Source organism: Mesorhizobium sp. P2_D1 (genome assembly GCF_056404455.1).
Genome location: NZ_JBFUDZ010000004.1, coordinates 1 through 12,507 on the forward strand (window position 1 = coordinate 1; position 12,507 = coordinate 12,507).

The 12,507-nt window shown below is 63.9% G+C and carries 12 protein-coding genes; 5 read left to right on the top strand and 7 right to left on the bottom strand.

Translation table 11 applies throughout. The features are described 5' to 3' along the window. The coding region (locus AC1D0I_RS05320) for a phosphotransferase family protein (protein WP_477393517.1) at positions 1 to 414 on the top strand (414 nt) is incomplete at its 5' end. A 6-nt stretch (positions 415 to 420) separates the two neighbouring features. Here AC1D0I_RS05320 and AC1D0I_RS05325 read toward each other — a convergent pair. The 3 genes from AC1D0I_RS05325 to ilvD form a co-directional block, all read right to left on the bottom strand. Continuing rightward, positions 421 to 1,344, bottom strand: a complete 924-nt coding sequence (locus AC1D0I_RS05325; RefSeq protein ID WP_457152730.1) for a DMT family transporter — start codon at positions 1,342 to 1,344, stop codon at positions 421 to 423. A gap of 178 nt (positions 1,345 to 1,522) precedes the next feature. After that, positions 1,523 to 2,815 carry an amidohydrolase family protein gene (locus tag AC1D0I_RS05330; protein WP_477393518.1) on the bottom strand — a complete coding sequence of 431 codons (1,293 nt, stop codon included), beginning with the start codon at positions 2,813 to 2,815 and terminating at the stop codon, positions 1,523 to 1,525. Between the two features lie 150 nt (positions 2,816 to 2,965). Then, positions 2,966 to 4,810 (bottom strand): dihydroxy-acid dehydratase, encoded by a 1,845-nt coding sequence (gene ilvD, locus AC1D0I_RS05335; protein ID WP_477393520.1) that lies wholly within the window; start codon positions 4,808 to 4,810, stop codon positions 2,966 to 2,968. Between the two features lie 197 nt (positions 4,811 to 5,007). Here ilvD and AC1D0I_RS05340 point away from each other — a divergent pair, with 197 nt between their 5' ends. The 3 genes from AC1D0I_RS05340 (at position 5,008) to AC1D0I_RS05350 (ending at position 6,463) form a co-directional block, all read left to right on the top strand. Continuing rightward, positions 5,008 to 5,352, top strand: coding sequence for an ArsR/SmtB family transcription factor (locus AC1D0I_RS05340; RefSeq protein ID WP_184877243.1), 345 nt, complete (start codon positions 5,008 to 5,010; stop codon positions 5,350 to 5,352). Positions 5,353 to 5,425: 73 nt separating this feature from the next. Beyond that, a complete protein-coding gene (locus AC1D0I_RS05345) occupies positions 5,426 to 5,953 on the top strand; it encodes an SRPBCC family protein (protein ID WP_477393522.1) in 528 nt (175 codons plus the stop codon). Between the two features lie 39 nt (positions 5,954 to 5,992). Continuing rightward, positions 5,993 to 6,463, top strand: a complete 471-nt coding sequence (locus AC1D0I_RS05350; protein ID WP_477304904.1) for a VOC family protein — start codon at positions 5,993 to 5,995, stop codon at positions 6,461 to 6,463. A gap of 159 nt (positions 6,464 to 6,622) precedes the next feature. On the opposite strand, the gene AC1D0I_RS05355 is transcribed toward AC1D0I_RS05350, so the two are convergent. The 3 genes from AC1D0I_RS05355 to AC1D0I_RS05365 all read right to left on the bottom strand — a co-directional run bounded on the left by AC1D0I_RS05355 (position 6,623) and on the right by AC1D0I_RS05365 (position 9,837). Further along, positions 6,623 to 8,215, bottom strand: a complete 1,593-nt coding sequence (locus tag AC1D0I_RS05355; protein WP_477393524.1) for a peptide chain release factor 3 — start codon at positions 8,213 to 8,215, stop codon at positions 6,623 to 6,625. Positions 8,216 to 8,314: 99 nt separating this feature from the next. Next, on the bottom strand, positions 8,315 to 9,244 hold the full coding sequence (locus AC1D0I_RS05360; protein WP_477393526.1) for a haloalkane dehalogenase: 930 nt from the start codon (positions 9,242 to 9,244) through the stop codon (positions 8,315 to 8,317). Then, the gene (locus tag AC1D0I_RS05365; RefSeq protein WP_477393528.1) at positions 9,241 to 9,837 is read right to left on the bottom strand and encodes a TetR/AcrR family transcriptional regulator; all 597 of its coding nucleotides are present in this window, start codon (positions 9,835 to 9,837) and stop codon (positions 9,241 to 9,243) included. The genes AC1D0I_RS05360 and AC1D0I_RS05365 overlap by 4 nt, the downstream gene beginning before the upstream one ends. Before the next feature lie 117 nt (positions 9,838 to 9,954). Between AC1D0I_RS05365 and AC1D0I_RS05370 the strand changes: the two genes are divergently transcribed. Beyond that, a complete protein-coding gene (locus tag AC1D0I_RS05370) occupies positions 9,955 to 11,028 on the top strand; it encodes an NAD(P)/FAD-dependent oxidoreductase (RefSeq protein ID WP_477393530.1) in 1,074 nt (357 codons plus the stop codon). Here the strand turns inward: AC1D0I_RS05370 and AC1D0I_RS05375 are convergent. Further along, complete coding sequence (locus AC1D0I_RS05375; protein ID WP_477393532.1) at positions 11,022 to 12,395, bottom strand: amidase; 1,374 nt, start codon at positions 12,393 to 12,395, stop codon at positions 11,022 to 11,024. The two genes, AC1D0I_RS05370 and AC1D0I_RS05375, sit on opposite strands and share 7 nt — an antisense overlap. Positions 12,396 to 12,507 lie beyond the last annotated feature (112 nt).

Consider the following 12,507-nt stretch of genomic DNA (forward strand, 5'->3'; position numbering starts at 1 on the left):
GCGCTGGCCGCCCATCCCTTGCCTCTCGCTGCCTGCCACTGCGATCCGCTGTGCGAGAACTTTCTCGATACAGGCGAGCGGATGTGGATCGTCGACTGGGAATATTCGGGCATGAACGATCCGCTCTGGGATCTCGGCGACCTCAGCGTGGAAGGAAAATTCGATACGGCGCAGGACGAAGAGATGATGCGCGCCTATTTCGGCGGCGAGGCGAGGGCGGCCGAGCGCGGCCGCATCGTCATCTACAAGGCGATGTGCGACCTGTTGTGGACATTGTGGGGGCTGATCCAGCTCGCCAACAACAATCCGGTCGACGATTTCCGCGCCTATGCCGACGGGCGGTTCGTGCGCTGCAAGGCGTTGATGGAGACGCCGGAGTTTTCACGGCACCTGGCGGCGATACGCCTGGGTTAGGAGAACCTAATTGACGCCCTTGGGCACGTTTTCGGGCGGCACCGTGGTGTCGACCACTTTCTGGCGGTGGAAGATGAACAGGCCGGCGAGAACGACGATGCCTGAGCCTATCAGGATGCGCGGACCGGGAACGTCACCAAAGAACACCAGCCCGAACACCACCGCCCACAGGAGCAGCGTGTAATGCAGCGGCGCCAGCGTCGAGGCCGGCGCCAGCTTGAGCGCCCTGGTGATCATCAGATGCGCGCCGCATGAAACGATACCGAGCAGCAGCATGGCGCCGAAATCAAGCGCCGACGGGGTCTGCCAGGCGCCGATGGTCAACACGCCGCCGACCACCATCGTGCCGATGGTCTGCCATGTCACCAGATTGGTGTCACTGGTGCCGCGCAGGCGCCGGTTGAGGATGATGGCGAAGGCGAAGGCAATGCTGCCGGCGAGCGCGAAGCTCGATGACAACGAGAATGCCGCCGAGGACGGTTTCAGCATGATCAGCACGCCGCAGAAGCCGAGCAGAATCGCCATCCAGCGGCGCCAGCCGACCTTCTCGCCAAGCAACAAATGCGAGAGTGCCGCAACATAGATCGGTCCGGCCATGTAGAAGCTCATCACGTCGGCAAGCGGCAGGTAGACGACGGCGGCATAGAACAGTGCCGTGTCGAGCGTTGTCATCACCACGCGCAGCAGCTGCAGCTCCAGGCGCTCCATATGAAACAGCTTGGCCGTGCCCTGGTGGGCGATCATCGGGCCAAGCACGAAGAACGCGCCGATGGAACGGATCAGCACCACCTGGCCGACGGAGAAGCTGGCGACCAGCCACTTGCCCATGGCATCGTTCAGCGCAAACAGGAAATCGCCGGCCAGCATTAAAAGGATGCCGGCCAGGAGCACGTTCCTGATTGTGGAATTCTGCGCCACGGGCTGCGTCATGCCGATCCCGATTCCTCCCTAGAGCATGATGCCGAAAAGTGTGAAGCGGTTTTCTGACGACATCATGCTCTATCCCTTTGATTTAGAGCCGCGTCGTAGACTGAAGCGCCTGCTTTGACGAGGAGAAATCCGGGAATCCGCAAGGCCAGAACCGGGAATCAGCTGGGTCTGGCCTGTTCTATTGGGTCTGATGCGGCGTCCGGTGCCTGCGGTTCACCAGAGCTGGTCTGCCAGGGATGGACAGCCTGGTGTCCTGCTTCGTCCGCTGCGCCACCACCTTGCCCCTGGCGATGACGCACAGGCGTTCGGCGCGCAGGCGCAGGGCTTCGATCGGATTGCCGGCATCCAGGATGACCAGGCTGGCGCGCTTGCCTACCGCCAGGCCGAGATGACCGAGCCCCATGATCGACGCGTTGACATTGGTGACCATGTCGAAGCAGCGGGCCATGTCGGCCGGACTCGACATCTGGGCGACGTGCAGGCCCATGAAGGCGACGTCGAGCATGTCGGCGGTGCCGAGCGAGTACCAGGGATCGAGCACGCAATCCTGGCCCCAGCCGACACGGATGCCCAGCGCCTGCATCTCCTTGACCCGGGTCATACCGCGGCGCTTGGGGAAGGTGTCGTGGCGGCCCTGCAGCATGATGTTGATCAGCGGATTGGGGATCGCCGAAACGCCCGCCTCGGCGATCAGCGGCAGCAATTTCGAGACATAGTAATTGTCCATCGAATGCATCGAGGTGAGATGCGAGCCGGCAACCTTGCCCTGCAGGCCAAGACGCTGGGTCTCATAGGCAAGCTGTTCGATATGGCGCGACAGCGGATCATCGGTCTCGTCGCAGTGCAGGTCGACCATCAGGCCGCGCCCGGCCGCGATCTCGCACAGCTCTGTCACCGAGCGCGTGCCATCGGCCATGGTGCGCTCGAAATGCGGGATGCCGCCGACGATGTCGACGCCCTTGTCGAGTGCGCGGATGGTGTTTTCACGTGCCGTCGGCGAGCGATAAAACCCGTCCTGCGGAAAGGCGACCAATTGCAGGTCGATATACGGGGCGATCGTCTTCTTGACCTCGAGCAGGGCCTCGACCGCCAGCAGCCTGTCGTCGCAGACATCGACGTGGGTGCGGATGGCAAGCAGACCCATCGACACCGCCCAGTCGCAGTAGGCAAGCGCGCGGTCGCGCACGGCTTCATGGGTCAACAGAGGCTTCAGCTCGCCCCACAACGAGATGCCTTCGAGCAGGGTACCCGACGCGTTGATGCGCGGGATGCCGTAGGAGAGCGTTGCATCCATGTGGAAATGCGGGTCGACGAAGGGCGGCGAGACCAGATTGCCGCTGGCATCGATCGCCGTGCCGGCGGTGACATCGAGCTTCGGCTCGATCGCCGCGATCGTCTCGCCGACGATGCCGATGTCGGCGACCCTGCCATCAGACAGCTTGCCGCCGCGAACGATAAGGTCGAAATCCATCCGTCGTCATCCCGCTTGAAGAATCAGCATCCTATCGTGGCGGCAAAAAATCTGCAGCGCTTGTGCTGCCCCTCATCCGCCTGCCGGCACCTTCTCCCCGTATAGACACGGGGACCAAGGGAGATGCTGCGACCTCGCCGCTCTTCAGCCCTACTCCGGCACGAACCTGACCGCGCCCTTGGCAGCGCTGGTCGCCATCGCGGCGTAGGCGCGCAAGGCTGTGGTGACCTTGCGCTTGCGCTTTTCCTCGGGCTTCCAGGCAGCAATCCCCTTGGCCTCCATCGCTGCCCGGCGGCTGGCGAGTTCAGCATCGCTGACGGCGAGTCGTATGATGCGGTTCGGGATGTCGATCTCGACCGTATCGCCCTCCTGCACCAGGCCGATCAAACCGCCCTCGGCGGCTTCCGGCGAGACATGGCCGATCGACAGGCCGGAGGTGCCACCGGAGAAGCGGCCGTCGGTGACCAGCGCGCAAGCCTTGCCCAGGCCCTTCGACTTCAGATAGCTGGTCGGGTAGAGCATTTCCTGCATGCCGGGACCGCCGCGCGGCCCCTCATAGCGGATGACGACGACATCACCGGCCTTGATCTCGTTGRCCAGGATCGCCTTGACGCTGGCGTCCTGGCTTTCGAACACGCGGGCCGGGCCGGTGAACTTCAGGATCGATTCGTCGACGCCGGCGGTCTTCACGATGCAGCCGTCGAGCGCCAGATTGCCCTTCAACACGGCAAGGCCGCCATCCTTGGAGAAGGGGTGCTGGACTGAGCGGATGACGCCTTTCTCGCGGTCGAGGTCGAGGTCGTCCCAGCGGCGGTCCTGGCTGAAGGCAACCTGCGTCGGCACGCCGCCAGGCGCGGCGAGGAAGAAATCGCGCACGCTTTGGCTGGTCGAGCGCGAAATATCCCAATGGTCGAGCGCTTCACCCAGCGTGCGCGTGTGCACGGTCGGCAGATCGCGGTTGATCAAGCCGGCATTGTCGAGCTGGCCGAGGATCGCCATGATGCCGCCGGCGCGGTGGACGTCTTCCATGTGCACATCCGCCTTGGCAGGAGCCACCTTGCACAGCACCGGCACCTTGCGTGACAGCGCGTCGATGTCATCCTGATCGAAGTTGATCTCGCCTTCATGCGCGGCGGCCAGGATGTGCAACACGGTATTGGTCGAGCCGCCCATAGCGATATCGAGCGTCATGGCGTTTTCGAAGGCACCCTTCGAGGCGATGTTGCGCGGCAACGCGGTTTCGTCGTCCTGCTCGTAATAGCGCTGGGCGAGATCGACGATCAGGTGGCCGGCTTCGACGAACAGGCGCTTGCGGTCGGCATGCGTGGCCAGCGTCGAGCCGTTGCCCGGCAGTGACAGGCCAAGCGCCTCGGTCAAACAATTCATCGAATTGGCGGTGAACATGCCCGAGCAGGAACCGCAGGTCGGGCAGGCCGAACGTTCGATGACCTTGACGTCCTCGTCGGAGATCTTGTCGTCGGCGGCCGCCACCATGGCGTCGACCAGGTCGAGCGCCTGCGTCTTGCCGGCCAGCACCACCTTGCCGGCTTCCATCGGTCCGCCGGAGACGAAGACGGTCGGGATGTTGAGGCGTAAGCTGGCCATCAGCATGCCGGGCGTGATCTTGTCGCAATTGGAGATGCAGACCATGGCGTCGGCGCAGTGCGCGTTGACCATGTATTCGACGGAATCGGCGATCAGCTCGCGCGACGGCAACGAATAGAGCATGCCGTCATGACCCATGGCGATGCCATCATCGACGGCGATGGTGTTGAATTCCTTGGCGACGCCACCGGCCTTCTCGATCTCGCGCGCGACCAGTTGGCCGAGGTCCTTCAGGTGGACATGGCCCGGCACGAACTGGGTGAAGGAGTTGACCACCGCGATGATCGGTTTGCCGAAATCGGAATCCTTCATGCCGGTGGCGCGCCAGAGGCCGCGAGCGCCGGCCATGTTGCGGCCATGGGTGGTGGTGCGGGAACGATAGGCAGGCATGAATTTTCCTTGGCTGGCTTGCTGCGCTCCATGCGGAGCGTGGCGGCGCTGAATTCGGACCGCAGGCGTTATAGACGGGCAAGCCTGGTCTGGCCACAATTTTGCAATGCGCCACGAAATCCGGATGGGCGGTTGACGAGCGGTGTTCGCCTGTATATAGCCAATCAGGTATATACCCTTTTGGCTATGGACATCCGATGAACCAACTGGACGCCACGTTTGCCGCACTCGCCGATCCGACGCGCCGCGCCATTCTTGCCCGGCTCATCCAGGGCGAAGCATCCGTGATGGAACTCGCCGAGCCTTTCGCGATGAGCCAGCCCTCGATTTCCAAGCACCTCAAGGTGCTGGAAAACGCCGGACTGATTTCACGCGGCCGCGACGCACAGCGCCGGCCGTGCCGGCTCGAAGCAAAACCGCTGGCAGAGGCCAATGACTGGCTGGAGCGTTATCGAAAGATCTGGGAGGGCAACTTCCAGCGCCTCGACGCGTTGCTCGGCGCGATGAAGGCCGAGAAAGCCCCCGACAGCACCGACCAATAGCGCGAAAACATCGCGGCCTGTGTCGGATCACCGGCCTGCCGCACGTCCTTTGGCAAACATGAGGAGGATCATCATGAGCACCACAACCTTGCCCGGTTCGACCGTCGCCACACTGACGGTGACCACGCCCAGCGACCGCGAGGTCCAGATCACCCGCATCTTCGATGCGTCGCGGCCGATGGTCTTCGACTGCTGGACGATACCCGAGTTGCTGAAGGGCTGGCTGCACGGCCCCGATGGCTGGCGGCTGGCGGTCTGCGAAATCGACCTCAGGGTTGGCGGCGCCACACGCTACGTCTGGCAGCACCGCGATGGCCGCAGCATGGGCATGAGCGGCGCCTATCGCGAAATCGTGCGTCCAGCCAGGATCGTCGCCACCGAATTGTTCGACGAGGACTGGACCGGTGGCGAAACCATCGGGACGGTGATCTTCACCGAACAGAGCGGGAAGACGCTTCTGACGCAGACGGTGCTCTACGCTTCGCAAGCGGCCCGCGACGGCGCGCTCGGCACCGGCATGACCCGCGGCATGGCCGAGAGCTATGCCCAGCTCGACGCTTATCTCGCTTCGCTTCAAGACGCTGCCAAAGGCGCCGCCTGACGCGTCCTTCATCCCCCAACAGAAAACGAGGAGAAGACCATGCAAAAGATCACCACCTTCCTTTGGTTCGACGGACAGGCCGAGGAGGCCATGAACCATTACATGTCCATCTTCAAGAATTCGAAGGAGCTGAGCGTGACGCGTTGGCCCAAGGGTCACGCTGATGAGGGCAAGGTGCTGGTGGCCTCGTTCGAACTCGACGGCGTCCCGTTCCTGGCGCTCAACGGCGGACCACAATACAAGTTCACCGAGGCGATCTCACTATCGATCGACTGCAAGACGCAGGAAGAAGTCGATCATTTCTGGACCAGGCTCACAGAGGGTGGCGGCGAACCAGGACCCTGTGGCTGGCTGAAGGACAAGTTCGGTGTTTCCTGGCAGGTCGTGCCGGAACAACTGCCGCGCCTGCTGCAGGATCCGGACAGGGCCAAGGCCGGCCGGGCGATGAATGCGATGATGCAGATGGGCAAGATCGACATCGCCAAGATCGAAGAAGCAGCCAGAGGGTGAGCGGACTTCCCCTTCTCCCCCTTGTGGGAGAAGGTGGATCGGCGCGCAGCGCCGAGACGGATGAGGGGTGTTCCAGCGGAGTGAGACCTTGGCGTTCCCTGGAACCATCCGTCGCCTTCGGCGACACCTTCTCCACAGGGGAGAAGGCAAGATGGCGCTTCAAGCCGCCTTGTCGCGAACCTGATAGTCCTTGATCGTGGCGAAGCGGATCGCCTTCCAGCGTTCCGCTTCGTAGTTCAGCGAGAAGGCGTGTTGGGCGAGGAACACGGGATCATTGTCGAGGTCGCGGGCGATGTCGCCGCGATGTGCCTCGATGAAACGCAAAACCTCGGCCTTGTCCTCGGCCGATATCCAGCGGCAGACCGAAAAGCGTGACATCTCGAACTCGACCGGGAGCGTGTATTCGAAGTTCAACCGCTCCTTCAGGACGTCGAGCTGCAGCGCGCCGACGACGCCGACGATGGCCGGCGAGCCATCCTCGKGCGAGAACAATTGCACGACGCCCTCCTCGGCCATCTGGTGCAGCGCTTCCTTGAGCTTCTTGGCCTTCATCGCGTCACCCAAGCGGACGCGGCGCAGGATTTCCGGGGCGAAGTTGGGCACGCCTCGGAACAGAATTTCCTCGCCCTCGGTCAGCGTATCGCCGATGCGCAGCGTGCCGTGGTTGGGGATGCCGACGACGTCGCCGGCAAACGCCTCGTCGGCGGTGACGCGGGTGCGGGCAAAGAAGAACTGCGGCGCCGACAGGCTCATCGGCTTTCCGGTACGCACCAGCTTGGCCTTCATGCCGCGCTCGAGCTTGCCCGAGCAGACGCGGACGAAGGCGATGCGGTCGCGGTGGTTGGGATCCATGTTGGCCTGGATCTTGAAGACGAAGGACGTCATCTTGTCCTCGGTCGCCTCGACCTTGCGGGCATCGGCCTCCTGCGCGCGCGGCGGCGGCCCAAAGGCGCCAAGCGCCTCGATCAGGTCGCGGACGCCATAATTGCGCAGCGCCGAGCCGAAATAGACTGGAGTCAGATGGCCCTCGCGAAAGGCGTCGATGTCGAGCGGACGGCAGGCTTCGCGCGCCAGTTCCAGCTCCTCGATGAAGGCCTCGCGCTCGTTCTCCGGCAACAGGCCGGCGACGCGGTTGGAATCGGGACCGTTGACCGGCGTGCGTTCCTTCTCGTCGTCACCCTTGCGCACCGCATTCAGCGCCAGGTGATAGGTGCCGGAAAACGTCTTGCCGCGACCGATCGGCCAGGTGATCGGTGCGGTATCCAGCGCCAGCTTCTGTTCGATCTCGTCCAAAATCTCAAACGGATCGCGGCTTTCGCGGTCCATCTTGTTGACGAAGGTGATGATCGGAATGTCGCGCAGCCGGCAAACCTCGAACAGTTTCAGCGTGCGCGGCTCGATGCCCTTGGCGGCGTCGATGACCATGACCGCGCTGTCGACGGCCGACAGCGTACGATAGGTGTCGTCGGCGAAATCCTCGTGGCCGGGTGTGTCGAGCAGGTTGAAGACATTGTCCTCATATTCGAACGTCATCACCGAAGTAACGACCGAAATGCCGCGCTCGCGCTCGATCTTCATCCAGTCGGAGCGGGTCTGGATCCTATCCTTCTTGGCCTTGACCTCGCCGGCAAGCTGAATGGCGCCGCCGAACAGCAGCAGCTTTTCGGTGAGCGTTGTCTTGCCGGCGTCCGGGTGAGCGATGATCGCGAAGGTGCGGCGGCGCGCCACTTCTTCTTCTATTGCTTCAGGCATTCTTCAGGATTTCCGTGTGACAGGCCGGGCTTCTAGCAGCGCAGTGCCGGGCTGTCGACCGGTCCGGCGGCGCTGACGCCGCCGGCTGGCGTGGCGCGCTCAGGCCAACTCGGCCATGTGGCTCGCCGGAACGATCTCTGGAAGCCAGCCGGCAATGGCCTCGCCTATCGCGTCGGCATGGTCTTCCTGCAGATAGTGCGCGCCGGGTCCGAGATTGATGAACCGGCAGTTCTTCAGCCCGGCGGCGAATTCGCCTGCGGCTTGCGGCGAAACAAGCGCACCTGGATCGCCGGCGAACAGCAGTTTCGGATAGGTGGAAAGCCGCAGCGCCCGATGGTCGTGCTCGCTGATGGCGGCGACGTCGGCAGGCTGACCCTCGATCGGCAATTCCCTGGGCAGGCGCAGCACCGGCTTGCGCGATCGCGGTGTCGGGAACGGCGCCCGGTAAGCCGTCATCTCCTCGTCGCTCATTGTGCGCAACACCGAGGCCGGCAGCACTTTCTCGACGAAGACATTATCTTCCAGAACCAGCTTTTCGCCGACATCCGGCGTGCGCAGCGCCTTGAACAGTTCGCGCGCCTGCGGACGCTGGTGAAAATCCTCCCAACACTCGAAGGGCCGGATGAATTCCATGAAGGCGAGGCCGAGAATGTTGCGCGGCCGCCGCGCCGCGAGATGGAAGGCAAGTGCCGTGCCCCAGTCCTGCGCAACAATCACCATTTCCCTGATGTCGAGCGCATCGAGGAAGGCGTCGAGATAGCGCACATGATCGAAGAAGCGATAATCGATATCGGGCTTGCCGGACTGGCCGTAACCGATCAGGTCCGGTGCGATGCAGCGCCCTAGCGGCGCGACTTGCGGGATGATGTTGCGCCAGATGTGGGATGAGGTCGGATTGCCATGCAGGAACAGCACGGTCGGACCGGCCGCACCGGCCTCGACATAGGACATGGTCGAATCAAGCACGGCGATTTCCTCGCGCCGCAGCGCGGTGGAGCCGGATTGCGGCTTGTCGGCATTCAAACTCATTGGGTCGGCTCCTTTGCAAAGACTGTGCTGAAGATGATTTTCTTGAAGCGCTCGAGCGGCGCCGGGCTGCGCTCGACCTTCATGCGCAGCATGGCGCCTTGCCAGGACGACAGCAGGAAGTCGGCGAGGTCGTCGGCATCGAAAGCCCGGGGGATGTCGCCGGCCGCCTGGCCCTCGGCGATGCAGGCCGCGAATGGCTGGCGCCAGCGCTCGAAGATGGCGACAAGCCGCAGGCGCAGCGGTTCGCTGTGCACTGCGGTTTCGAGGCTGAGATTGCCGATCATGCAGCCGCGCGCCCAGTCATGCGCTTCGAGCTTCGAGGTGATGACATCGAGGTAGCGACGCAGCCTGCCGACGGGCGGCGTCCCGTCCTGCGCAAGGGCTGCTTGGACCAGGCCGCTGACATAGGTGAAATAGCGGTCGAGCACCTCCCCGACAAACTCCTCCTTGGAGGCGAAATGGTTGGTGAACGAACCCGGCCGGGCATCGGCCGCGGCAACAATGTCGCGCACGCCGGCGGCGGCATAGCCTGAATTCCATATGGTCCGGAAACCAGCGTCGAGGAGTTTTTCGCGGAGTGATTGTCTAGCCATGATGAAATCATACGTACGTACGTATTTATGTCAAGTGACGTATTTGGTGTTGGCAAGCGACCATGGGGATGGCACTGGAATCAGTGCCCTCATGGGTCACGAGGCAGAGGAGCAAGCATGACTGCGGCGAAACAAGTAATCGTTATCGGCGCCGGCATCATCGGTGCCTCCATCGCCTGGCATCTGAGCAGAGCGGGGGCGCAGGTGACGGTTATTGCCGACGGCGGCCCCGGCGGCGTAGCGACGCCGAACTCGTTTGCCTGGATCAATGCCAGCTGGGGCAATCCGCAGCCATATTTCCGGCTGCGCACCCGCGCCATGGCCGAATGGACGCGGCTGGCGCGGGACCTGCCCGAAATTCCGCTCAGCTGGTGCGGCGGCCTGTGCTGGGATTTGTCGGCGGCCGCAATGGAAACCTACGCGGCCCAGCACTCCGCCTGGGGCTACGGTATCAAGCGCGTTGACCGCGCCGGCGTCGCGCGCCTCGAGCCCAATCTCGCCGAGCTGCCGGATGTCGCCTTGCATGTCGCCGAAGAGGGTGTCGCCGAACCGGTGGCAGCCACCAAGGCGCTGCTGGCGGACGCCGAACGGCGCGGCGCGCGGATCATATCCAGCACGGTGACGGCGCTGGTCCAGACCGGCGGCCAGATCACCGGCGTGGACACATCGCATGGCCTGATAGCCGCCGACGAGGTGGTGATCGCGGCGGGCGTCGGGTCACCGCCAATCGCCGCGACGGCCGGGATCAACCTGCCGATCGAGACACCGCCCGGGCTGATCGTCCATTCGCGGCCTTATGCAAAACTGCTCAACGGGCTGGTGCTGGCCGAGCGGCTACACATGCGCCAGACGGCGGAGGGCCGCATCATCGCCGGCTCGGATTTTGGCGGTGCCGACCCTGGCATGGATGCCGAAATCACCGCCCGCGACCTGTTTGCGGCCCTGAAAGCCATGCTGCACGGCGGCGACGAACTGGAGCTGGATTTCCATACCGTCGGTTATCGGCCGACGCCGATCGACGGTTTTCCGATCATCGGCCGCGCCGAGGGCATGGACGGCCTCTACGTCGCGGTCATGCATTCGGGCATCACGCTGGCGCCGGCTGTCGGCCTGTTCGCCGCCCGCGAAATCCTCGACGGCGAGCGCGACCCGCTGCTGGCGCCCTACGGGCTGTCGCGCTTCGCTCAATAGCCGGGCGGTCGACTGAAGCCGCCGGTCAACGGTTCGATTGCCTTGGCGATGCCGAGCAACCGCGATTCCGACCAGCGTTTGCCGACCAGTTGCAGGCCGATCGGCAGACCGTAGCGGTCCAGTCCGCACGGCAGCGAAAGTGCCGGATGGCCGCTGTAGTTGAATACGGCGCCATAGGCCGGCAGCATCCAGTAGCTCTGCTCTTTGCCGTCGACCTGGATCGGCGCGCCCGGCTCGCAATGCGGGAAGGCCGTCGTCATGGCGACCGGGCAAAGCAGCGCATCCCAGGTTTCGAAGAACTGGTCCCAGGCGAGAATGGATTTGTCGCGGCGGGCGAGCGCCTCGAACCAGCGCGAGACCGGTGTCGGCTCCTCCGGCGGCTCCGGCTGCGCGGCCTCCATCATCATGCCGATCAGCGCGCCGCCTTGCTTGAGATCGTCGTGCAGGTCGAGTTTTGGAAGTTTCGCTTCCTCGACGGTCGCCCCTCCCGATTGCAGCCGCCTTGCCAGACTTTCGACCGCGGCGCTGATCTCGCTGGCCACTGGCAACCCTGGAAAGGTCGGTGCGAAGGCGATGCGCAATGCCTTGGGGTCGAGCATCGGCATGCCTTCGACCGGCACCGGCGCAAGATCGGTGTCGTTTCCGTCCGGGCCGGCAATGATTTGATGGATCAAGGCCAGATCTTCCACGCTGCGCGCCAGCGGGCCAAGACATGACATCAGCCGCACGCTGCGCGCGGCGCCGCTGGGATCGGGGAAGGCGCCGGCCAGCGAGACGCGATGCTCGGTCGGTTTGAGGCCATAGACGCCGCAAAAGGCGGCGGGCAGCCGGATCGAATCCTGCATGTCGGAGCCGACATCGAACGGCGTCAATCCTGAGCAAAGCGCCGCCGCCGCACCGCCGCTGGAGCCGCCCGCCGTGCGCTGGAGGTTCCACGGATTGCCGGTGCGGCCGAACAGCGGATTGTCCGACTGCCAGTCTCCCAACATGGTCGCGACATTGGTCTTGGCCATTAGCACGCCGCCGGCCGCCTTGAGCCTGGCAACGACCGGGCTGTCCCGCTTGGCGACATAATCGGCGAAGGCGGGAAAACCGACCGTGGTCTTCATGCCTGCCGTCTCGTGCATGTCCTTCAGCGTGAACGGCACGCCATGCAGCGGCCCGAGCGCCGCGCCGCGCGCTTGAGCTGCGTCCGCGTTTTTGGCGCGCTCGCGGGCGCCTTCCCGGTCGAGCGAGATGACGGCGTTGACCGCCCCATTGTGGCTGTCGATCTGCGTCAGATATGCGTCGAGCGCCTCGACAGCAGAGACTTTTCGAGTGGCGATCGCGGTGGCCAGCGCCACGGTTGAGGAAAAGACGATGTCCATGATCAATGCTCCGGCTTGGCCGCGCGTGTCCGGATCAAGATGGCCGACCGTGGCGCGACTTCAAGCGGAGTTGAGCATTGGAGGATCGGCTGCGCTTGATCGGAATTGCACC